The sequence below is a fragment of the bacterium genome, assembly GCA_020444065.1.
Classification (GTDB): Bacteria; Sumerlaeota; Sumerlaeia; order SLMS01; family JAHLLQ01; genus JAHLLQ01.
This window is the reverse complement of sequence record JAHLLQ010000013.1, coordinates 24,240-51,024: the sequence shown is the minus strand read 5'-3', so window position 1 is coordinate 51,024 and position 26,785 is coordinate 24,240. Positions and strand designations below refer to the sequence as shown.

Annotated in this window: 3 protein-coding genes; all 3 read left to right on the top strand. The window is 59.0% G+C overall.

Going from position 1 to position 26,785, the window contains the following annotated elements:
• The first annotated feature begins 336 nt into the window (after positions 1–336).
• The 3 genes from KQI84_19430 to KQI84_19420 all read left to right on the top strand — a co-directional run bounded on the left by KQI84_19430 (position 337) and on the right by KQI84_19420 (position 26,623).
• Complete coding sequence (locus tag KQI84_19430; GenBank protein MCB2157055.1) at positions 337–6,900, top strand: right-handed parallel beta-helix repeat-containing protein; 6,564 nt, start codon at positions 337–339, stop codon at positions 6,898–6,900.
• Positions 6,901–7,570: 670 nt separating this feature from the next.
• Complete coding sequence (locus tag KQI84_19425; GenBank protein ID MCB2157054.1) at positions 7,571–18,016, top strand: fibronectin type III domain-containing protein; 10,446 nt, start codon at positions 7,571–7,573, stop codon at positions 18,014–18,016.
• 891 nt (positions 18,017–18,907) lie between these two features.
• Positions 18,908–26,623, top strand: a complete 7,716-nt coding sequence (locus tag KQI84_19420) for a hypothetical protein (GenBank protein ID MCB2157053.1) — start codon at positions 18,908–18,910, stop codon at positions 26,621–26,623.
• Positions 26,624–26,785: the final 162 nt, after the last annotated feature.

Below are 26,785 nucleotides of genomic sequence, written 5' to 3'. Positions count from 1 at the left end.
TCACATGGACCCGCTCGTAGCCCCATCCGATCCTTGCGTGGGCAATCTCGCGGATTCGCAGCCGCCGCGAAACACCCCGAGGAGGAAAGAACCAATGAATTTGATGTCCAAGCCGTCGAGGGTTCGATCTCCCACGGCTAAGCACTCCGCGAGGCCAGGAACTGCGAGGTAGTGCTCGACACCCCCCGCAGCATCGAGCAAGTCTCAGCAACCTGGTGGCGACTTTTTTGCCCCTCTCGACCCCGCCCCTGGTACCGTTTGGAGCTGTCATTTGCATGCAACGGCCTCGAACACTGAAGTACCCATGAAGTACGAGGATACAGGAAGGGACTCGAGATGGAGAAGAAACGACGCAGCGAGAATACCGCGAGGAGCAGCTCTCTCTTGCTGCCACTCCACCTAGGGGCGCTGGCACTGCTGCTCCTGACCACGATGGCTCCTCTCTCAGCGGAGGTCATCACGGAGGATACGACGTGGTACACGACCGGCACGATTGTCATGGCGACCACGGTTACGGTAGCCGGGGGCGCAACGCTGTCCATCGAGCCGGGCGTCGAGGTCCGGGTGGCAGATGGCGGAGTGATCCGCGTCAGCAGTGGCGGCAATCTCGTCACGCAAGGGACCTTGGATCTCCCGGTTCTGTTTACGCACGATTCTGACACGCCGACCTCGGGCGGCTGGCAAGGGGTCTACGTGGCCCCTGGCGGAGCGGCTGAACTGGTCCACACGATTGTGGAGTACGGTAATGCGAACAATCAGAGCTCTGCAGTGGACTACCGCAATGGTGGCATTGTTACCGTGGCTTCGCCTGACGTCGTCTTGGAAGACTGCCTGCTGCGCCATGGCGTCCAAGACGGATTCGTCATCACCGACGGCAACAGCACTCAGGCCATCGACGTCGAACTCCAGAACGTCGAGATCATGGACTGCCCGCGCTACGGCATTGAGATCCGCGCCCAGCAGAATGCGTCGATGCCCCGGTTCGAGGGACTGAACATCCACGGATGTGGCGACGCCGCCATCAACGTCACGAATCTCGGTGACACCCCGGTGATCGGCGATGCCACGCTGACGGGTAACGGCTTCGACGGCGTGAGGGTCTACCCGGGCTGGGACGCCCCGCGCGACGTTACAATCTCCGGCGCCGTTCCTTGGCGGATGCACCAACTGCGGGCCGCCGCCGGTACAACTGTGCGCGTCGAGGACGGGGCGCAGATCCAATTCACGCCGACCGGAGGCCTTGGCCTCCAGGTCCCGACCGGCGGCGCCCTGATCGTGGAGGGAACAGCGTCGGACCCGGTCGTCTTCACGTCCGGCCAGGAAAGCCCAGCTGCCGGGGACTGGCCGATCATCCAGTTCAGCGGCGGGTCGACGGTGCGCCTTGACCACTGCCGGCTCGAGTATTCCAAGGGCATCCAGTGCCAGACCCAGGACGCGGAACTTCGCAACACGGTGATCTCCGACTGCCCGGACGGGGGGTTCTACTACGCGCCGGACAGCAGCTACGCGTATGCCCGCCCCCTGCTTCTTAACACGACGTTTGCCAACTGCGGGGACTACCCCATTCACGCCCCGTATTTCTTCTCGGATCTCCCCCTCATGGACGGGCTGGTGTTGACGGGAAACAACCCCGACAAGATCATGCTGGACGGGGGATACTCGCCAAACTTCCCGCCCGGGACGGAAGTCACGATCCCGGATCCGGGATATCCGATCGTTATCATGTGGGGTTACGTGTCGAGGGGCCTGACGGCCAACATCGAGGCAGGAGTGCACTTCGAGAGCGGGCAGGGCACGGGGATCACGGTCCAGGGGTCCAGCACCGGCGGGGAAGCCCTGTTGCGACTCCGGGGCACGGCGGACAACCCCATTCGCTTCACGGATTCGCGGGGAACTCCGGGCCAGGCCCTCTACCTGACCGTTAATGGCTCCGGCGGGTTCCTCGGTCGCGTCGACATGGAGCACTGCACGTTTGACGGTGGCAATTATGATGCGGCTGTCAGTGTTGCCGCCGGAGGGTCCCTTACAGCTCGCGACTGCACATTCAACGGCAACCAGGATGGCAAGGGAGTCGGCGTAAGCAACGCGGACGCGAGGTTCACGCGCTGCTCCTTCACGAACAACGCCAACTACGGACTCGAACTCGGCGGTTACGAGCACACCGTCGTCCTGGAGGAATGTCTGATTTCCGGCAACGGTCAGGATGGCATCTACACGATTGGCCCCCGCGTGATCACGGGCTGCGACATTACCAACAACGCCGGGGCGGGCATCAGCACGTGGTACGCTCTTGGGACAAGCACCGTTCCACCGCCCGTGCTGGTCGCCAACCGGATTTCCGGTAACGGCACGTTCGGTGTCGAGAACACCGCGCGCGCGGTTGGCGCGGAGGTGCCCGGCAAGGTCATCGCACGGAACCACTGGTGGGGCGATCCGACGGGGCCATACCACGCCACGCTCAACCCGGGCGGGCTCGGCGACCCGGTCAGCGACAATATCACGTTCGTCCCGTGGGCCACATCGCCGGACCTGGCCGGATCGAGTGACCAGATGCCCATCTCGCTGGACCAGCCCACGACCGGAACCGTCTCGGGAACCCGGATCTACGCCCTTGTCTTCAACGGCGACGAAGCACCGAACGTGCTGGCCCGCCTGAACCCCACGGGAGGCGCCGGAACGTGGAAGTTGACGGAACGCGACGGGGAACTCCCGACTGCCGGGCTCTACGACCGGACCGGAACCGCCCGCAACGGCGGGCACGAGATTCTAATCCCTTCTCCCGGACCCGGCATCTACTACTTCGCTGTCACGTACAACGACCCCGCCGGCGAGGCCGGGTCTTATGAGTTCGAGATCCGTTCCACCTGGCGTGCGTTCACCGGCATGGAAACCGCCTCGGCAGGCAACGGCGGGCTGTTCACACAACGCCTCGATGGAGCTGGCTTCGAGTCCGGCATGACCGTGGAACTCCGCTCTCCCGCCGGAGGATCACTCCGGACCTTCACACCGTCCGATGTCACACCAACAGAACTGGTTGTGCCGATGGACCTGAGCGGATTGCCCGTTGGCATGACGGATGTCGCGGCAGTTTGGCCAGACACCGATGAACTGGTTCTCCAGGATAGTTTCGAAGTGGAAGCAGGACAAGGCGGCGAGTTCTGGGCTTCGTTCAATCGCCGCTTCGACATCGGCGTCTATCGTCCCTTCCGCGTCCAGATGCTCGACGTCTACTACGGGAACAGGGGGGACGCTGATGTGCCGAGCCGGCTTCTGGTCCTGAACTTCCCGGATCAGATCATGGCGCGCGCCTCCCTCGAAGATGAAGGGGATCCGGAGAGCCTCCAGATCTTCACACTGGGTCCCCCGTCTTCTCCTGGAAAGCTGCCACCGGGCTTCCAGGGACACGTCGTAGTCTACTACACCGTCAGCAGTGAGATGGGAGCTTTCACATTCAACCTGGAAGAGAAGGCGCCGGATGACACGGTCATCGACTGGGATTCCCAGAAGGACACGCTGCGGCCCGCCGACATCGATACCGCCACCTGGGATTCCTCCTGGCCGGCCATCAAAGCCGCCTTGGGCGGCACCACCGTAGAACACCTCAACGCCCTTGCCGGAGCGGCGGAACGCCTTGTCCTCATGGGATCCGCTTCGACGAACCCGGGCTGGTCCGTCAGCCACCTCGTCGACCTTCTGGTCCATGAAGCAGCAGGAGCCGCTCACGCCGCCGTGTCAGGTCGCCTCACCCTCTTGCCGTGGGGCCGACCCCAACCGACCGCTGCCGTCAAACTCTATGACATTGCCGCACCCGATACAAACCCTCGCACCGTTCGGACAAACAACTCCGGCGACTTCTACTTCGCCAACATTGCAGACGGCACGTACGAAATCTTTGTGAACGAGTACTTCCTCGACCAGAAGTGGATCGTCACCGTTGCCTCTCAGCAGGATGTGCTCGGGCTCGACATCCCCATCTACGAAGACAACCCCAACCCCATCGGACCAGACGGCGTGCTTCTCGGCCATTCCCCGTCCCTCGTTTCAGGGGCCGGCGGCTCCGTCTACATGACTTGGGAAAACAGTGGAGAGCTCTGGTCGCTGGCCTGGACCGACAACGCATGGCAGGGTTCGACGGCCATCGCGGCCGAGACAGGCGCCAACCCCGACGTGGTCTATGACCCCGACCTGTTCGGTGCCGGGGAACCGGGATTGCTCGCCGCATGGGAAATCATGGATGCCAACCAAGTTAATACGCTGGCCTGGTCCGCCGGCAAGTATACGGGTAGCGCGTTCGAATGGACCATCCCCGTGGCCTTGACTTCTGACGCCAATGACGACCTCTCGCCGCAGATCGTGCGAGCGCAGGACGGCTCCTGGATGGTGATCTGGATGCAGCGGGCCAACGGGGCGGCCGATGATACCGACCTGTACCTGACCACGCTGGATCCTGCCACCGCAGGCGCGTGGTACGTCCCGCCGGTACCGAAAGCAGACCGCTCCCTCGCTGTCTGCGATAGCTTCAACTTCGCGACAAAGATCGAGATCCCCAATAAACTCCAGGAGGTCTTTGGCAAGAGCTACGAAGCCGAAGTCGGGTGGGAGCTCTGTGAGGACACGGTCTCCTGTGGCGAATACAAGAAGTCTGGAGGAGCCAACCTGTCGATCACGCTCGGCGACTCGCTGACCGGGACTGTGGCTGGACAAATGCAATCCTCCTACCGCCTCTCCTGCAAGCCCTGCCGATACATGCCCTGGACGATGCGCCTGAACGCGTCAGGCGGGCTTGAGGCCAATTTCGCCCGTCCCGTCCCTGTTATTGTGGCTGGGATTCCCGTGGGCACCGCGAAGTTCTCGCTTCCCGTTGCATTGCAGGTGAAGGGAAGCCTCGGCTGGCAACGCGATTTCATGGGATGGCCCGACTCCGGTTTCGTCGGAATCGACTGTGTCGGCGGCGGCCGTGTTGTTATCGAAGATCACCTCGGATTCAGCAAGGGGCAGGGCGACCTCAATATCACCGGGTCGTACCAGTGGAACCCCAACGAGGGCTTCAAAGTGGACGGGGCGTGTATCACACTCTCAGGCGAAGCATCCATCGGCGCTGGCTTCCTCAAGCGCAAAATTAGCAAGCAGTGGGGCGAGGCGTGCCGCCGCGGTGAAGTCCGCCTCGGCGATGAACGCTGGATTACCAACGACACGATTCACATCTCACGGACCAGCATTGACGGGGACATTCTCGTCAGCGAGTCCATGGAAGTGATCGTCAGCCCGCTCACGGGCACGGGGGGCGTTTACGAAGGCTCGCCGGTGCTCTCCACGGTGCCATCTGATCTCTACGACGATGGTGCACCGGCCGTCGTTCGCAACGCCTCGGCCAACGAGGTGTACCTTGTCTGGACCAAGGACACGGGAGACTACAACAACGGTCTCGGTAACCAAGTTGTCTTCTCGGTCGATGACGGGACGGGCTGGAGCGCTCCCGAAGCGGTGCAGGCGCAGCGGCACTTCAACCGCGACTGTGCCGCCACGCTGGACCCCAATGACGACCTGTTCGCCGTCTGGTCGCAAGGCTCCGCGGCGGGCTTGACGTCGGGCTCCTCGGTCAGTGAGGTCGATGCTGCCGTCCAGGCGTGCGACATCGTGTTCGCACGCCGTGTCGCGGGGGCGTGGGAGGACCCGTCCCCCATCGCCAGCCCAGGGGGGCGCAACGACCAACCGTGCGTCCTCAGGCTCGGTAGTCGGATCCTCGTGACCTGGGTCCAGACTCTTTCGGATACGGAGGCCCGGGTTCTTTCCTCGTCCTGGGACGGAGCGCGCTGGACGGCTCCCGCCATTGTCAGCAGCTCGGGCTGGTGCAACGCCCCCGCCATTGCCAGCCTCGGGTCCACCGCGCTGCTCGTCTGGTCCGAGGACGAAGACGCCGATCTGGAGACAACGGCCGACACGCGACTGCGCTATGCTACCGCGGGCTCGAATGGCGTCTGGACCAGCGCCGCCTTCATCCCGGCATCCCTCACGTCAGACGTTCAAAACACAGAGAACGTGGCGCGAGCCACAACCCGCGCCGACATCATGCGCTTCAATAGGGCAATCCCAAGACCCGACAGCTCGTGCTGCGGTGACAACTGCAAGCCCTCATACAAGAAGCCGCGGCCCAGGAAACCGCCTCAACCTCTCAATGAACGTGACAATTACTCACTGAATGAATTCGTCTCAAAGGATCCCAACGAGAAACACAGCCCGCTCGGCTGGGGCGTCTCCCATGTTGTGGATCGAGGCGACGAAGTCATCTACACCATCCTCTTCGAGAACAAGGCCGAGGCGGCAGCGCCGGCACAGGATGTCTTCGTGATCGATGACGTCTCCGAGAGCCTCGACTGGACAACCTTTGAGATTCGCAGCCTTGGCTGGGGTTCCGAGCAGATGGCCTTCGAGGACGCTCCCGCTGCCATCGATGAGTACATCACGATCGCCGACTACCGCGCCGAAGTGGGCGCCGACTGGCTCCTCAACATCAACGGCAGCATCGATGAGACAACGGGGCGCGTGTCGTTCACGTTCCGCACGCTCGATCCCATAACCGAGGAACCCCCTCTGGATCCCGAGGCAGGCTTCCTGCCCCCCAATGATGAGACCCACCGCGGCGAAGGCTTCCTTGTCTTTGCCATGAAGCCGAAACCAGACCTGGCGGAGGATCTCACCGTCACGATCTCCAACGTCGCGACCATCATCTTCGACTTCGAAGACCCCATCGTCACTAACCAGGTGGATAACCCGGTTGGCGACGTTCCGGAGCTCTGGGCCGCGATTCTGACACGCCTGGTGGGCTCGGAAGAGTCAACGGAACCGATTGATGTCAACGGCGACGGTGCGTTCGACGTAGGCGATCTCCTGGCACCGTAGGCCCTGGAGCTGTCGGTGCCTCCAGACATTGAAATTGCCCCTTCGTCCTCACGGCCGGGTGGGGACTTCTGCGACCGCCCTCGCACCCCCCTGGTACCGTTCTGGGGGGCTGCAGGCCGGGTCGACACTTCTCCATGCAACTTCGGCAGTGAGGCATTGGGGAGCCGGCTCTCCCTACTGGACGCCGGCGAGCCTGCAAGAGAAAGAACCAGCTTGCGAAGAGGCTGGTTCGTATTGTCGTTAAAAATTGCCTCCCCACGTGGACTCGAATCACGAACCTGCGGGTTAATGGGCGAGTTCTTCGCCATTGGTATTATTGAGTCTATCGCCAGAGCATTGTGGTTTCAGCGACCCGCAGCACACCCGGACATGCTGGCACCACGCTGAGACGTGGTGGACTTGCAGGTTCTTGCAACTCCTGACCCTCTGGCGAGGACAGAGGCAGAGACATTGAATTCAATACTCAAATAGGACCGAATACGACGGATCGAGATCGGGTGAGCCTGATTGCAGAACACCTGCTGAATCTCTCTGGGCCCACTTCATGCTCTATCGCAGATATCGCATCCCCTAATGCACCAGGTGAGCACTCAATCACACAACTGGGGCCCTCTGCTTCGCAGCGGCGCGTGGTTTCGAACTCCATTCGATAAGATTCGAGGGCTCCAACATGACTGGTCGACGAACGGTTTCCCGAGGGGGCACCGGGCCCAGATGTCTTTGGACGGTCCTTCAGTTCCTTTTCGTAGTCATGTGCTTGTCTCTCTGCTCCGCCGCGTTCGCGGCGGAGATTTTTGTCGTAGATACGCTGGTTGACGAAGATGACGGTCTGACAACAGGCGGCGTTTCTCTGCGCGATGCACTGAATGCATCCGGCGATGGAGACAAGATCCAATTCGACGGAGCACTGCCTTCTGGTGGGAGCATTATTCTCCAATCGGCTCTTCCAGAGATCACTTGGGGGATTGAGATCGATGGCGGCAGTCTCGGCCTGACGGTATCCGGGAATTACCAGTTTCCGGTGTTCACGTTTGTCGGTGGTGGTGCGTCTGCTGTTCGGAATCTCTCCATCGCCGACGGGTTTGCACGAGGAGGGAATGGCGGAAGTGCCCAGATGGGCAGCGGCGGCGGCGGCGCTGGCCTCGGCGGCGGAATCTATGTCGACGCTCTCTCGGGCGAACTGATCTTGGAGAATCTATCCTTCCGTGGGAATATCGCTCAGGGCGGACAGGGAGGATTCCTTGAGGGCGGTGGCATTCCCGGTGCCGGTGGCGGTGGTGGAACTGTCGGAGACGGCGGTTCTCCAACCCGATCGGAAGTAGGCAACGGTGGCGACAGCCGCTTTGATACAGACCCTTATCCGACACGTGGAATCAACGGTGGCCTCGCCGGTTGTCCTCCCGAATCCGGTTCTTTTGGATCAGGCGGCGGAGGAGCGACAGCAGACTGCCACGGAGCGGACGGTGGCTTTGGTGGTGGCGGCGGCGGATCGATTTCCGGAACAGGCGGCGCGGGTGGATTTGGTGGCGGTGGCGGTGGCGGTGCAGTCGGGTCTGGAGTCGGTGGAAGCTGGGGAGGAACGAGCAACTATGGAATCGGCGGTGGGGGAGGGGGCCTGGGCGGCGCCCTCTTCGTGCGCAACAGCGTCGTTACACTGAAAGACTGCCACTTCTTTGCGAACTCCGCCCGACGAGGAGGCACCGGAGGCGCTGGGCGATCAAACGGCCTGCGATACACCGCCGACGGTCAGGGCAAGGGTGGAGCCATTTTCATCGATCCATCTGCAACCCTGTTTGCAAACGGGTGCGGCGGCGACGGCAATTACGCGGATGATTCTTCCGGAAGCGAAACCGTGAGCAGCTTCTCTCCAGGCTTCCACGACGAGAAGCCTGTATATGGTTTGATTCAGACGCAATATCCGGTCGCCGAGTCCGCCGTTCCTGTGGGCGCCTCACCCTTCTCGGGCGCTTCCATGGACGTCACTTTCACATTCAATGAAGGCGTGTCGGGTGTGGACCTCACGGACTTCACGGTGTTGCGACTCGATGGGAATTCGACCCCAACAGCGACCGGAGTTACCACGAATTCCGCAACGGACTACGTTGTCCATATCGGACTTCCCCCTTCTTCGGCTGGAAGCTTCCGTGTCCGTCTCACAGATGATAATTCCATCTTGTCCCTGAGTGCCAATGCTCCTCTGGGTGGCACGTCGACAGAAGATGGTGTCTATGAAACTGGCGACCTCACATTCGACAACGTCGGCCCTGAGGGCGCGTTTGACTCTGTCAGTTCTCCCAGAAATGCGATGCCCTATTCAGTGATTCTCCGCTTTGATGAGTCCGTCTCCGGACTCGTACTGGCATCGCTGCGGTTGAAGCACGACGGTTCCGAAACGCCGATTGTCTCGTCCGGCGCCGAGAGCGCGATTACTGCCTCCGTGGATCGAAGAACGTGGACGATCGCTTCGATTTTCCAGGAAAGCGATGTCGGAGATGGCGATTACGAGGTGATTCTTCTTCCCGGAACCGTCGCCGATGATCAGGGCAACGGCAACGCTGGATCCTCAAGTGGCTCATGGACCGTGGATTCGATTGCCCCAAGCGTCGACATCACCATCGACACTCCCTTTCCTACGAGGGGACCGCAAATCGACTTCTCCGTTCAGACTTCCGAATCCGTCGCTCCATTTGTGCTGAACACGAACCTCGCCGTTTATACATCGGGCGGCAGTTTGTCGTACAGCAGTGTCGACGTCACTGAGACCTCGCCCACCCTCAGCCTTGTCTCGCTTTTGGGTGTCACTGGCGACGGCAGCGCGCAAATCCAGGTCTACGCAAGCGATCCGGCTGGGAACTCTAACTATGCTCTCTCCAACCCGCCGGTTGTCGTCGATAACACGGCTCCCTATCTGGCGAGCACCTCAAGCCAGGAGTTCGCATCTGGTCCGAATGTGGATTTCTATTTCACGATCAGTGAACCCGTCACGGGATTGAACTCAGCAGCCGATCTGGAGATTCTGACAGACTCCACCTACGATTCTATCGTTGTGACGAGCATCCCCGAGACGCCCCCGACAGCCTCCTATCAGGTGTCACTAACAAATGTGGTCGGCGATGGTACACTTGGTTTCCGTGTTCCGGCAGGTACATTGATTGACCAGGTCGGACTCACGAACAGCGATATCGTCTCGTCCGTTGTGCTGACGATAGATTCGACAGCACCGACGATTGATTCCATCGAACTCGCCGGCGGTTCGCCGACAAACGACTCGACGTTGCGCTTCAATGTCCAATTCAGCGAACCCATCCATCGATTCGATACCCCCTCCTGGGTCAACGTCGTTGGCGACGGCGTATCGTATTCCAATGTATCTGTCGGGCTGGACGATCCGGCTCAAGGCGACACCGGGTATATTGCTGTCCGATCCGTGTCCGGCAATGGAACGATCTCAATTGGCGTCCCAGGCGGGAATGTGACGGATCGTGCATTCAATCCGCTTGTCGAGTATCCTCTCACGGTGCTCGGCGAACTGGATCAGACGGCGCCGACTGTCTTGAGTATGCGATCGGCTACCGGGGCCACCCTTATCAGTGGTCCCACGGCTTCCGTCTTTATCGAGCTTTCCGAACCTGTAATCGGATTCGGCAAGGATGACATCATCCTCAATGCAGAGTACTCGACCTACAGCAGTATGAGTGTGACTCAACTTCGTTCCACGCTCTATCTGCTGACATTGGAAGGTGTCGGCGAATATTGCGGCGGTGCGTGTAACTGGCCGGACTACTGCTACGATTGCAATGGGTGGTTTCACCTCGGCGTCAGATCGGCGGGGGCCACGGATGAAGTCGGGAATGCCTTGTATGGTCAGAATCCAATCCACCGGTTCTTCACGATCGATTCCGACCCGCCGAAGTTCGCCTTCGATCCGTTGCCTGGCGCTCTTCCCGGAACGCGACCTTCCATCACGACGAATCCCACGACGATAACGATGCGGCTCTCCGAACAAGTCGTCGAGGATATCACACCGCAGGACTTCACCCTACTGATCAATGGGGTAGAGGAATTCATCTCGCCCAATGGCGAGGTCCTTGTCCCTTCCCCCGGCCGCTATCAGCTCGTGAACTTTTTCGATGGCATCGACATGCAGGGGAGATATGACTTTCGGTTGTCGAACAGAACCATTCGCGACCCAGCAGGGAATCCGATCGCAACCGGATATTCCGACCGGGAGTGGCTCGGTTGGGATTTGGACAACATTCGTCCTGTCGTCACCGTTGAATCTTCTATCGCGACGACTGGACCGCTCGTGTCGACAACATTGGATTTCTACGTTCAGTTCAGCGAGGAAGTCAGTGGTTTCGACAGCTCGTCGGACTTCATTTGGGAGGGGGACGGCGCATACTACTCGAACGTGTCGTTTACGAATTTCGATGGAAGTCGCTATCTGCTTCGCTTCACCGGCGTGGGTGGAAGCGGTTGGCGGCTACCTGACTACGATCTCTTCCAGTTCAAAATCAAGGAAGGCGCTGCCACGGATGCAACTGGGCTCACGAATCTGGAGAGCCCTTCGGCAACCATGTACATCGATCAGACAGCACCGTTCGTGCTCTCTTGCGTTCCAAACGTCTCATCGCCGACGAATGCAGAGTCGATTTCGTTCACGGTCACATTCAGCGAACCGGTAATTCCTTCAGGCGGAAGCTCCGAATCCACTCAGAATCCGAATTACGTCTTTCCCGAGACCGTTGGACTGGAGCAACTCTCTCCGCAAGTCATTCGCTATGATCTCAACAACCTATCCGGCCTCGGGGGTCAGCTCTTCACCACGGATGGCGATATCAGTTTGAAGCTTTCGCAATACGATGTTCGCGATATTGTCTACCATCGAGTGCCGGAGTTCATCAGCGATCCAATTCACGTGGATCGTATTCCTCCCTCTCGATTCAATCCGAACGATGGGTACATTGGCGATGCTGATTTCGGGCTCCGACAGGCGCATCCCTTCGACATGACCTTCAGATTCTGGAGGCCTGTTGTGGACGTCTCGATCTCAAACCTCGAAGTCCTCAGAGATGGTGTAGCAGTCCCTACGACCTTTGCGGAGAGTCAATTGGTGCGCGCAGGCGGCGATTCGAGTGGAACGACGTGGTACTTCGCACCGGGCGGCGGTATTCCCCTGGAAGATGGCCAATACCAGCTCATGCTGACGAACACGGATTCGATCGTGAACTCGCTCGGATCCCGTTACTACAACTGGCAGCCGCTGCTGACAGCGGAGGTCTTCGCGACCTGGGAAATCGATGCAACTCGTCCGACTCCTGAATTCACTATCCATGGACCAGATCTGATCAGCGCGGATCAAGATGCTGTCTTCGACATTGATTTCGGCGAAGACGTGACCGATTTCGATACAAGCGATCTGATCATCATCGCCTTCGGCGTCTCTACCGGTCCTGCGTCGCTTGCCTCATTCAGTCAAAGTGTGTATCGCGCGACTATTCCGATTTCCGACACCGGTCGCGGCATCGGATCTTCCGTGGCGATTCGCATCGCCGGCTCCAGGGTTCATGATCGAGCAGGAAACGGGAACATCGACAGCACGAGTCCCCAAATAACCCTCGATACGATTAACCCCTCCATCATGGAGGTCACGACAACAGCAGCAGATCCGACGAACGCCGATCAGACTTCGTTCGAAGTCCTGCTCAACGAACCAACTGTGATCGCCGATGCGAGCAAAGTGCGTTTCGAACTGGATACCGGTGTCAGCATCAACACAGTCTCGGTCTCAGCGATCTTCGGGACCAGTGCATATCGAGTGCTCGCCAGCGGCATTGCAGGAGACGGGGAAATACGTATGCAGGTCGACCAGGGAGCGTTCCAGGACGCTCTCGGGAACCCGAACAATGCGCTTCCACACTCCACCTACTTCCAGACAGACATAACAATCGATAATTCTCCACCCTCGATAACCTTCTCGCCCTACAACGGACCGGATCCGATGACGGCCGATACTTATCGCGCATCGTTCGAGACCACAGAGCAACTGGTCGGGTTGACGGATAGCAACTTCTATGTTAACCGAGGCGGAGAGTTGTCTTTCCAAAGCGGAGCCTTCGATGGATTCCGTTCCTATGTGGTCTCTGGTCTCGATGGTGCCGGAACGATTCAAGTGGGCGTCAGTGGATTGTACAATGTCCGCGACAGCGCGGGAAACATCGCTGTGCTGACAAACTCGCCACCGATTGTTGAGCGAGTTCAGCCGATTCTGCTCCTCGGGGCGACTCAGGTCGATGTGTCCGGAGGAAGTCGCCGCGAAGTCAGCGGAACCCCCGGCGTCTACGAATTGCGTGGGACGATTCTTATCCGCGGCTTCTCGAACCATCTACTCGGTCGGCTTCTTGTCCCTGATGAATCTCCTCTAATCTTCGATGAGAATGCAGAAACCCTGGCAGGCAATGCGACCTGGACTCTTCCATCCGTGCTCCATCATGAGTACGATCCGCTGGAGTTGGCGACGAATCCATGGACATTCGATGGATACGTTTTGGAATCCCGAACGGACACACCATTTGAACTGACCGTCTCGACAATTCCTCTCCGAGTGTGCAACTATCGCGTCAGGACGGATGAAATTGGAGGCAATTTCAAATCGTTTCTCTCAGCTACGGGGCTATTCGCAACGCCGGATCTGGGGGCGTTAGGTTTCACTGGTCTCCGCCTCGGCAGCGGCATTCTCGACTTCGATCCATCATCCTCGCTGATCTTCCAGGGTGGTTGCCTGGCTGCCGACCAGACTCCGCGGTTCTCTCCTGCGTCAGCCACGATCACCTCGAGTTCGATTTCGATTCCAGGTCAGGTGGTTCAGGGCTCCACGCCACCGATTTATCTGGAAAGCCTCGTTTTGCAAGGGAACACGGCAGAGGATTCCTACGCTCCAATCGACTATGACGGCTTCTCGATCGGGCTCGATGGCGTTGCGTATCCAGCATGGGGAGGCTACACTCTTGATGTCGCGTCTCCGGCATTCACCATTCCCGTTCCATTTAATCCGAACACAACCTTCGAAACCAATGTGAACTTCTACTTCGATGGTGTAGAAGTCGACAATTCCGGCGAGTTCATCTTCGGCGACGGCTACTTCGAATCGCGCTTCACGAATTACCTCAATTACAGGTGCTCGTTCGCGGAGCCGTCCTTTGCGCAGAACACCATTTCCTTGGACGAAGTGGAGTTGCAGACTGTCAGCAATGGCACGATTGCGATCAGTGACATCATCGCGTCTAATCTCGAAGATAATCCCGGCATATTCGCCAGCGAAGGCGACCTGACGGTCAATGGCATCAAGCTTGTCCTAGACGAATCGGCTGCTTTCTACGGCGATAGTCTGTATGCAGACACCATCTACGTTTCCAATCTCGACGGGTTCACGATTCCTTTAAAGAAGCTTCGCTTGGACGGTACGCGGTTTGAGATTGGAGGCGGAGGCTTCGACATCGCCGGGCTGAAGTTCGTGATTTACACATCTGGGGATCTGGGTTCTCCCGACGGATTGGTCATTGGCGGTGAACTGGCTTTCCCCGAGAATCTTGTATCTGAAGACAACTCTGGCGGATTCGGCGCCGAAGTGACTATCAAGGATCGTTCGCCGAGATTACCGAAGGTGGAATTGGAGGCCATCAACTTCTGTCTCGGAGGCGATGGAGCGATCGGCGGTACCGGCTTCAGCCTCGCAGAGCTTTGCTTTGGCTATGAGAGCGGTCCGCCGAAATTCTTCACGGGCTCGACGACATTTGGAATTCCGAGGGGCTTTGAGCTCAGCGCGGGATTTGAAATCCTTGGCGGCATCATCGATAGCCTCACCGTCGGACTTGGCTTCCCTGAGCCGGGCCGTCCAATCGGCTCGACCGGCGCCTTCATGCAGAGTATTACTGGATCCCTTTACAATCTCAGCCAAAGTCGCGTAACGGAGATCCTTGAAACGAAAGACGGACCAAGACAGATCACATGGATTCCGCCCGTCACACTCCGAGGAGAGATTGAGGCGACGGCTGGTCCGGAAATCCCGATTCTCGACGTAGCTGCTGTCACGGCCACTGCAGGGATCACCGTCAACGAAATCAGCCTAGGCATCGATGGTACCGTGACCGTCGTGATCTTCGAGATCGGTTCTGCCTCCGCCAAGATCACCTGGGGTGGTCCCCCGGACGCCCAAGGATTCTCCTTTAGTGGCAAGGTCATCTACTACGGCATCATCGCCGGTGAGTTCGATGGTTTTGTCGCCCCGGGTGGTTATGCGCGCGCATCCGCCAAGGTTCGCCTCGGGATACCTGACGATGTTCCCGTGTTCGGTGGTCTGACGTTTGGAAGTGTTGGCGCGGGGTTGGAAATCGATCCCGAGAAGAATCCAAAGTTCAAAGCCTGGGCGACAGCATCTTTGCCGCTTCTTGTCTACACGGCCCATGTGACAGTGACATTCGACAGCAATGGGAACGTAGGCTTCGATGTCAGCCGAGGTACGCGCGTCGCAGATTGGGAAGTCCCGTATTGGCAGCCCGTGCCTGTATCCGATGAACTGCACCGCGACAAGAATGGAAACCCGACTACGTCCTACGTCAGTGTCTTGCGCGATTTCGATCAGAGCTTCAAAGCCTACGCGAATGAAGGCAAGTTCCGTCAGACCCCGCGTGGAGCAGGCACTGCCATTGACTTGCCTACGACAGCCTCTCTCGAGGGCACTGTTGTTCGGCTCACCTACGAAGATCCCGCCGGCAATCCTGAGTTCACGCTAACCAGCCCGTCCGGAAAGACAATCACGCCGGCGAATCTGCCGTCCGATCCTCCATCGCCTGATGTCTTTGGTGTCTGGTTTGAGAATCCGTCTGTGCGAGATGCATCCTACTTCATGATCGCCGAGGAAACCGGCACTTACAGAGCGACCATCCTGTATCCGGAAACACTCGGCCAGTACGCAATCGAGGTGCTATCAAGAAACACAGAGCCGACCTTCGCTTTTGAGGAGGTCGTTGTGAATGGCAGCGACCTGGCGTTCCGATGGAGTGCTTTCGATCCCGACGGTGAAGCGAGGATCGATCTGTTCGCAGGTGCCGATCGCGAAGCATCGCAGGGCATTCGCCTGATAGCGGACATCGCAGAAGTCGACGGATCGGGCATGGCTGTCTTTGATCTGGCCAATTCACCCCTTTCGCCCGGATGGTATTGGCCATTCGCCGTGATCGATGACAGCCGCAATGCACCCGTGACCGTTGTGGCGGAAACGCCCATCTACATCCCAAGTTCCGAAGCTCCAATTGCGGTACAGAACATAGATGTCGTGAGCTTTGGCGACCAACTTTTCGTCAGTTGGTACGCGGTCAAGGATCCGGATCTTGAATTCTACAACCTCAGCTACACCGACCAGCCGGGCTCGGGTTCGTACAAATTCGATCAGGTCGTGGCGAAGGAATACACAAGCGCGCTCCTTGAGAATACGGATCCCAATTCGGAATACCAGGTTACTGTGACTCCGATCCTGACTGCCACAACAAGTGCTGCGGCCCGGGCGGAAGGGTTGAATGCGATTCAGGATCTTGCAGACAGCCTCGTGCATCTGCGCGGCGTTCGAACCGATGATCGGCAGATCGTGCTGGACATGCTGGACGCGAAATCACGCGGAGGAACGCTGACCGTTCGCGAACCCATGGCAACGACTGACCAGGTCGTGGAACTTGTGCGTTCGCGGGAAATCGGAAAGACACTGCTTGGACCAAGCGAGGAAGTTCAGCAACTTCTGCAGGCGGAAAGAGCCAAGCGCAAGGGCTCCCGATCCCGGGCCGTGGAGGAGTACTTCGTTCCTGCTCCAATTCTGGCATACGATGTCGCGAGGACCGGCGTGATTGCTGGTGCGAATCAACCTCCAGTCTTTACGGGTTCACCAACGACCGTTGTTGCTGCGGGAACGGACTTTGATTGGACAGCGACCGCCTACGATCCGGAAGGAAGTGCTGTTTCATTCCAACTGATCGATGGTCCTCCCGGGTTTGCCGTTTCTCAGGAAGGAATTGTCTTCTGGTCCACAAGCGAAAGCGATGTGGGGACGCACGAAGTGATCATCGCCGCCATCGATCTGGTCGGCAGCCGCTCCACACTCTCCTGGGATCTGACAGTTTCAAACGTCTACCAGAGTCTCTCGCTATTTGAGATTATCTCGGATCCGCCGACGGACGTTGTGCCCGGTGACCTCTACGCCTATTCTCCAGAATTGGTGAACACGTTTGTCTCTCCGACGAATCCCGTTGTCTGGTCCCTGGTGGATGGTCCACCCGGCATGATCGTCGACTCCGCATCAGGAGCCATCTACTGGCAGACGCTCGACTACTACATGGGCGCGCCGCGTGTGATCCTCCGCGTGGAGCAATCCAGCCTGGGCGATCCTCTCCTGGACATTCAGGAGTATCGAATCAACGTGAGCCGTTTGGGAGACTCCATCACCGGCAAGACAACGGTCGGTGACGGAGACAGTGACGGTGTGCAGTCGGAGACTGAGGACCTTGCGCCTTCGGCACCCGGCTCAACCGTCCAGCCCTCTGGTGATGGCAATGGAGACGGCATTCCGGATTCTGAACAACAGAACGTCGTGTCGCTCCGCAACGGTGCGCGCGAAGGCGCTTCCGCGGGCGAGTATCTGACGATCGTCTCCGCGCCAGGGACCGTTCTCTCGAACGTTCGGACCTCGGCTGCACGAGAGCCCTATCCGGTAGGAACGAAGGGATTCCCCGTCGGCGTCGTCTCATTCACATTGTCCGGCCGCGGAGTCGTCTCGCCTCCGGGCACCAATTCCGTGAAGATCATGTTGCAGTCGCGACCCAGCGAATCCATTGGCCAAGGGTACTACCTCGATGATGGGATTGCCTACTCGAGCTTCGTCGGTCCAACTCCGCCATACGACAGTGGTGCCCAGTGGGATTCGAATCGAACATTCACACTGGAATTGCTGGATGATAATGGATCAGTTGGCGACCTGAGCGAAACGGGCGATACAAACTCATTGGTTGGCATCCTGACGAACCCAGGCGGGCCGAACTCGGTCAACGCCTCGATCTGGCTGATTCGGTGAACGCGGAGGCATGCCGGGCTCTTCCTCGCCGGGCCCGAGAAATGATCGATCCCTTCTTCCGGGTGCACCCGTGGGAGTGTGAGGCATCATGGCAACGATTGACACCGTGTACTGACGAGATAGCACGGACGGCGGCCCTGGGTTTGCCAAGACCGCCGTCGAAACTGCACGCCAGTCGTGTAAATCGAGTGGCTCCTCTTGGAGCAGGCGATTCGAAATCTATTGTTCATGCCAACGCCGAGCCTCGTGGCGGCGATTGAATCGGGAAGTCGTCTCAGGTTCTCGGAGCAGGAAGGAGAAGTCGCAATAACTTCAAACACCCTATTCTCGGCGCGCACCACATTTGGGATGGGCTATGATCCTGTATGACTGTGTGATACCAAGACTGGAGCGGCGCAGTGCATGCGCCGGGGATTCCATTTCCACTTCCAGCCGCTTCCAATCACGCGCTTCGGTGCACGACCGGAACAGTTGCATATGGACTTCCCGCCGCTTGCCTCCCTTCGTGGGGCATATGCGGGGCTGGGTATCTGGGGTGGGCGGGGGAAGCCCAAGACGCGTCCTCTGGCGGTGCGCAAATCGTGTTGCTTTAGGAATCTTCATGGAGCGGGGCACCGGGGTCGAATCGGTGACCTCCACCTGGGCACTTTCTCACCGGATCAGTAGCATGTTCGTGACCTTAATTGCGGGTTCCTGAGGGGATCTGAGCTGCGGGGTCCGAATTGGGCGAGGGGGGGGCATTTGACGCTCGAAATTCGGTGTCGGGAGATCGTTGTCGAGGTCCTGCGTAAAACCGATTGATCCTCGTCGCCCCGTCTTGTAAACGACACTCACGTGAATAAACATCTCGCAGAATATCCCGCCGCTCTTTCCGACGGGAGGGAGAGTGTCATGCATTCGTCATTGGTGCGTTGGCGGTACGCATTGGTTATGCTCTGTGGACTTCAACTGGTGATGTCCGCGGCGTTCGCACAAACCGGGGACAGCAAGGCCGTTTCGCAGGAACTAGCGGAAAAGACCGCACAGTATTTCGCCACCCAACAATGGCCCGACGCGCGTCAGATTGCGGTGACGCCATACTATGGCCTGGACGAATCGGTTCAGGCTTACGCGGTGCAGTTCGCCGTCGCGCCGGGAGCTCCGCAATCGGAAGCCGAACTGATTCTCAGGATGGCCAAAGCGGAGTCGCGGCTTTCCGATCTCGAGTTATCTGCATTGGATCAAAGGGCGCTCGAACCTGCAGCACCCGAGGTGGCGATAGATAGCGAGGCCGAGGAAAGGGAAGACATGGCCGAAGCCATTGCGATTCCGGATCGGCATGTATCGACGAAGATCCCCCGCGACGTACTCGAAAACGCCGAGCGCTCGCGCCAAGACGCCGTGCAGCAACTGCAGGCGGAGAGAAATGTTCGCCTGGAGCGCGAAACAGAGCTGGCCCGCGCCGGGCAGGCCACGACGTTCTCCGACTGCGTTGGCACCGTTGTAGTCTCGGCGCGCAGAGACTTGTACCCGCTCATTTCCATGGAGAAGGGAACGGCTCCGCACCTGCGACAGGAGCGTCTTGTTCGAGAGGCGGCGGGACTGAAGAATATCGACGAACACGCCATCCAGCGTACGTACTTTCTTGGCCCACTGACGTACCTGTACGAGGTCGGCGGCAAGGAGAGCGCCGCGCGCGGTATTGCTGGGCGTCTTGTCGAGCCGTTCAGTGGGACATTGCTGGATCGCACTTCGCTTCGTTCGAGTATCCAGCCCGCGATGCGTCCCATGTCGGGAGAGAAAACTTCCGTTCCGTCGGAAACGATCTGGGAGTCCTTCGAACTGACGGGCAGTCCTGCGAAGTACAGCACCATTGAACGCAGCGAGCGAGGAAGCGCCGAGATTTCCGGCGTTCCGTATTACTTCCAAAGCCACTACGGACAGAATTCCTGTGGACCGGCCGCGATGGCGCAGGTCTTGGGGTATTGGGATATGCATGGGTACGGTAACCTGGTGGATTGCGGCGAGGCCATGCGCACCAGCTTGGATTACTACAATGACGGCGAGCCGAAGCCGGCTATGCAAGGGCATGAGGAGGAACTTGTTTATCACATCATGCAAGCGGTGGATTACTCGCCGACTCTCGGAACCTGGCCGGAATGGTTGGGAATCGAGTGGGACGATGTGGATGGTGGGATCGAGAAAGTCTGCTCAGACAACAAGTACGGGAACTCTGTCTTCTTCAAAGCGCACGATGTTCAGCCCGTCCGCTGGAGCAGCATTGTGAAGCTGGTCGATCTTGGGCGTCCCTCGGCCTATTGCTTCTACATCGAGGAGGATTCGCCTTGGACGGGGCACTGGGTGACGATCAAGGGATACAGCGATGCCGATGGCGCGCACAAGATTCACGTAAACATGAACTGGGAGACTTATGCCTACGGCGGCAAGTGGCTGAACTGGGACAACATCCCGGGCGATGAGGAGTGGTTGCTTTGGATACGGCCCGAGGCCGATCCGTACGACTGCGTCTGGTCGGAGGATTTCGAAGCATACCCGGAGCTCTGGAACAATGTGACGACGGGCGTCCCTTCAGAGTGGTTCCGCACAACGACCAATCCACACACTCCGGCCCTGAGTTGGGCTCCTCCGGGAGGCGATCCGTCGTACTCGGTGCGCTGTTCACCGGCGGGGGATAACACGACGGGTTATCCAGCAGGCACGGATGGCTACTACATTTATGGGCCTTTCTCTACTCGCGGGCATACCGATGGCTCCGTTGCTGTGGCCTTCAAGTCCACATACGGCGATTTCACAGACGACTATTTCGCGATTGCGGCTTCGACCGACGGCGTGAATTTCGAGGGCAACTGTTACCGCAGCGATCCCAGCAAGTGGTGGCGCGGTGTGTTGCCGCTGGACGAGGTTCCCGGCTACGGAAACCTGATGAACAAGGACCAGGTTTGGGTCGCATTGTGGTTTCACAGCGACAGCGACTCGCATCATTCGGGGAACATCTACGTCGACGATATTTCGATTCGCCTGTGGCCCTACATAGACGATCCGGTCGATCCTCCATCTTACGTCTGGGCAAGCGCAGGACTCTACTCCGACAGTGTGCACGTGGATTGGGGATCTTCCACCGGAGCGACAAGCTATCGTGTGCACCGTGCCGAGGAAGGTGGGGAGTCTGCCCCCGTCAGTTCCTGGATGGCCGAAACGGCGTGGAATGATACGGGTGCCGTTCCAGGGACGAGGTATGACTATTGGATCGAAGCGGCTGCAGGACCGGGAGGTTACCAGGGGAGTGAACTGAGCAGCAAGGTCACCGGATGGCGTGCTCCACCTACTCCAACGCATGTGACCGCCGCACGAGGTGAATCGCGATTCCGGATCCAAGTGGAATGGGATCGTGCGACGTACTTGAACTACTACCGCGTGTATCGCTCACAGAGCTACGAACCAGTTAACGGCTATCTTCCAGTCAGCGGTTGGATCCAGTCACTGTACTGGTCGGACGACACGATCGAGGACGGTGTTGGCTATTACTACCGCGTGCAAGGCGCCATTGCGAGTGACGGCGGGTACCCCTCCGCGTTGAGTGATGCGGACTTCGGTTATACCATCTGCGATTGGCCGGACGATGTGATGGGATCCGAGGGAACGTACTCCGACTTCGTTCGGGTCTCATGGCACAGCGAGCCGAATTACGCTTTCCAGGTATATCGAAGCGATGAACCGGACGTGAATTTCTCGCCTATTTCCGGATGGGTCGTGGCGAACAGGTACGACGACACGACGGCCGTGCGCGGGCACAATTACTACTACCGCGTGAGCAAGGCGCTCAATACTTCCGGCATGCGGGAGAGCGGCATGAGTGGGCAGGATCGCGGCTGGCGCGGCTTGGCCATCCCATCTAACGTCACTGCCTCGCAGGGGACTTCCTCCGACGTTGAGGTCCAATGGGATGCCGTGCCCGACGCGAACTACTACAGTGTCTATTGGTCGAATTCGCCGACGGGCGGGCGTTTGCCGTTGAGCGGCTGGCAGACCGGAACTTCCTTCACGGACAGCATCACCGCGACTGCCGGCAACCAGTACTACTGGGTGAAGGCCGCCTTCAATTCTTCCGGCTATCACGGAACGGACTACAGCGAGATGGCGACCGGTTGGCGCCTGACTCCGGCGCCGACAGGGCTGACGGCCGAAGATGGAACGAGTGACACATCGATTCACGTTTCCTGGAATGCCGTCGATGGAGCGGGCTTCTATTGCGTCTATCGTTCGGAAAGTGCGGGCGGCACGTACAGCGCCGTCACGAGTTGGAGAACGAGTACGATCTTCTGGGATCCCTACCTGATTGGCGGCCGTGACTACTACTACAAGGTTCAGGCTGCGGTCGACGTGAGCGGCACCGCACCGAGTGCTTTCAGCAACGTCGATTCCGGTTGGCGGCTGTTGTCTCCGCCGCGGAACGTGGACTGTTCGCAGGGAGAGGCGGATGGCGTTCACATTCAATGGGATGCCGTGGAGGGCGCTTCATATTACCGGGTCTACTACTCGGATAATCCATCGGCAACGCCCGGGGAGCGTTCCCCTGTGACCGGCTGGCAGGTGGGGCAGACGGCTCTTCACGATGCGACGGCGGGGACGAACTTCACCTATTGGGTGATTGCTGCGATCAGTTCGAGCGGCGGACGCCCGAGCGACTGGAGTGATTCGGACACCGGCTGGCGGGCGCTTTCTGCGCCGACGGATGTTGCCGCGTCCGACGGCACTTACACCGATCACGTTGCCATCACCTGGAGCGAACTTGGCGGAAACCCATACTACCGAGTCTACCGCGCTCCTACAGAGGCCGATCCTCCCACGGCGATCTCTGACTGGATCAGCGAAGTCTATTTCAACGATACCACGGCGACGCCGGGGCAACTGTACGCGTACTGGGTACAAGCAGCCTCCGATGCCGAGGGCAGTTTCGTTGGGTCGTTGAGCGATCCGGATACGGGCTTCTGTGCAAGTGCGAAGACCGAGCAGCTTCCGAATCTCGTGGATGGAAACGGCACATGGTCGACGCAAGATGATACCGGCTTCTACGGCGTCATCGACGATTGGCAGTGCCCCGATGGCAAAACAATCTACACGATTCAGTGGTGGGGCGGATATCAAGGATACGAAACGGGCACGGCCGGCCCGCTGAGCGAACCGGCCTCCGATCGTCCGCTGAAGTTCTATCTCTCGTGGTATAACTACACGGAAGGAACGCCGCCGACGCTTGGCCCACTGGTGTGGGAAGAGGAAGTTGTCGGCTACAGTTCCGACTGGTACTCCGATGTCAACATCGGTGCCCCCGCTAATCCGGTTTACGAGCACGTCTTCATGTACACGGCGACTCTTGATTTCCCGTGGCAGCAATTCGAAGGCGAGAAGTACTTCCTCAGCATTCGGGCCAACCAAGATGTTTCGGCACTCAGGGTCTGGGGATGGTGGAACACGGAAAGCCACTGGAACTCGGACGCACAGCTATACGATGCGGACCTGGGGTGGCAGGAGTTGTCATGGCCTTTGGGGCATCGGCTGTATCCCCAGTCAATGGACATGGCTTTCCGATTCCTTGCCGGGCCGGATCCTTCTCCGACTCCATCTCCCACGCCGACTCCGATTCCAACGTGGGGCCCAAAGATCGAGCTGACACCGAACATGACAGACGGCTACGCGATCGATTCGTGGAAGGACGATTCGGGGTCGAATTCCTATACCGTGTTCGACGATTGGATGTGTCCGGATGGATCGGACATCACGAAGATTCGTTGGTGGGGCGCGTTCAATGGATACGGATCGAGCAGTTCCGCCCAGCCGTCGTACCCGACCGAATTGCCGGATCACTTCCTGATTCGCTATTACGCTTCGACGCTGGATGGCGATGGTCGGCCCGATACGTTACTTGGAACAGAGTTGTGCACCACCTACGAGATGAACTATGCTCAGGGCGTTGCACTCTGGTACAGCGGCGGACAATACACCCACGTGTATGATTTCCAGTGCAACCTGTCTGCGCCTTGGGCGCAGGCCGCCGGGAACAAGTACTACCTGAGTATCCAGGCGGTTTATGGGCCGGGGATGTCGCTCTCCTACCCGTGGGGATGGTTCGCTGCAGAAGACACGAGCGGTGATGCATCGCTTCTGGATGATATGTGGCAAGTGTTCACGAACAACTGGGGTGCCGGTCATCGGTTGCAGTTCCTGCCGATGAATATGGCGTTCAATCTGTGGCCGCCGGAGCCGGCGACGCCGACACCGACTCCGTCCCCAACCCCCAGCCCATCGCCGACGCCCTCAGATACACCCAGTCCGACGCCGACGGAATCGCCGACGCCGTCTCCGACTCCATCGCTGACACCGACGCCCAGTCCAACGCCTTCGCCGAGCCCATCGCCAACACCGGTGAATATGACGCTTGTTCTGAGTCCGAACTTCATTGACGGATTCCCGACCGAATCTTGGCAGAGCACCGGAGTCCGCGGGTTGTATCAACGCTTCCTGCCCGAGCAACGCGTGTATCTGCCGGTCGTCCTGAAGTCCAACAGCCGTTCGGCGCAGCCAATCACGGACCTCAGCTTCTGGGGCTGCTACGATAGCTGGCAGGAGGACACGAACGGCTCTGTTGCAGCGCCACCGACAGATGCTCTTGTCGCCATTCACTTCTCGATTTACGACAATGACGGCGCTTTCCCACCCGGACCGGGAACGCTCTTGCACGACGAAACAATCAGTACGTTCAGCGAAACCTGGAGCCAGTCCGTCGAGAAGTGGAACGATCCGGGGCTTTACCATCATGTCTTCCACTATGAGTGCTCTCCCGCATCCCCCGTCACCCCCCCAACAAGCGATCCGTACTACATCGTCATCCAAGGTGTGACGAATGAAGTGGTGCCAACCTATCCATGGGGTTGGTGGAACAGCGAGGAAGAGGTTTCCGATGCGGCCCTGCAATATACGGTTGGCGCAGGCATTGAGGAACTGTTGTGGCCGACGGGACATCGCCTGGCCGGAGAACCGATGACGATGGCTTTCGAATGCTATCAGGAGCTCGAGCCGACTCCGTCCCCATCGCCTTCTCCTTCGCCCTCGCCAACTCCTTCGCCATCCGCGACGCCGAGCGAGAACCTCGCCGATCGTCCACCGGACCTTGATAATGGATTCGATACGCTTTCGTACCGATACGACGAAGGAGCTGTCAGCGTTTGTGTTGCGGATCCCTTCGATGGGCTTGCGAGCGAACCCGTGCAAGCAATTCGCTGGTGGGGCTCGTACCCCGGCTGGCACACAGACTCGAACGCCGAAACGGAGTCGCCTGCATCGCTGGTTGGTTTGACAGGCAATGCCGATTGGCCCCCCGACCGCCCAGTCTACTTCGCGATCCGGCTCTATGAGAGCATCGACTCGCCGTTCCCGCAACCCGGCGCGATATTGCAGGAGGCGTTCTGTCGTTCGTACACCGAGACGTGGGCAGGTGCGATTGAGCTGTGGGATGCGCCGGGCTCCTACGAGCACGAGTACGAGTATCAAGCCAACTTGTCCAACCCGTTCTCCCTGGAGCCAGGGACTGCTTACTTCATCTCGATCCAGGCTGCCTACACAACCGACACGGCAATGCTGGACTACTTGTGGGGATGGGCGAATACGCCGCCCGTCTCCGGCGATCCGACCGTGGCATGGGACGATGCAGCGGGACCGACTCAGCTCGCGTGGCCAGTCGGACATCCCGATGCCGGACAGCCGATGAACATGGCGTACCAACTCTGGACAGAGTCGCTCGAGACACCGGCCCCGACACCAACACCGACGCCTTCACCCGTTCCCTCGCCGACGCCGTCGAGTTGGTATGCGCTCACCACACACGCAACTAATGGAGCGATCGGCGTTGATCCGGAACAGGCGACATTCGAGCCGGGCAGCACGGCGCGACTGACACCAAAGGCAGATCCTGGCTTCAAGTTCATCAAATGGCTGGGCGATGTGCCGTCTGGTCAAATCAATGACAATCCGCTCCATCTCATCATGGACAGCGCAAAGGATGTCACGGCGTCGTTCGGACCCGAGCAGTATACTCTCACGGCAACCAACGAACACGGTACGGTACAGTTCTCGCCTCAGAAGACGGAGTATGATTTCAACGAGAGCGTTGAGCTGCACGCGATGATGGACGCCGATTATCGCTTCATTCGTTGGGACGGCGATCTGCCCGATGGGGTCAGTTCTACCGACAATCCCATTCTGGTTACGACGGATGAGGACCGCGACATCACGGCCGTCTCTCTGCCGGTCGGATCTCTGGATTCAGACGGAGATGGATTCGGCGATGCACTTGAGATCGGATACGAGACGGATCCCACTGATCCCAACTCGCGGCCCAGCTTCGGCGACTTCAACGGCGATGGCATGACCAATATGGCGGATGCCCTGAGCTACATCCGCGCGCTCGCCTATGGAGCCCCCTTGGGGTACAGCGAGAACCTGGACTGCAACGCCGATGGTGTGCTGGATGAACAGGATGCCTTGGCGCTCTATTACTGGTCGATCGGCATGGTTGGATACGAAGTCCTTCCGATCGATACCAGTTCGCCTTGATAGTTCCGTAGAAGACGATGAGCCCTTCCGCGCGTAACGGAAGGGCTCAACGGTTCTCATCGAAGTTGATTCGGCTATAGGACGCAGACACAAGTGCCCCGCGCTCGATACTCGGTACCTTGCCGATAGCGAGAATCTCACAAAGCAGGTGCGCCCGAACTT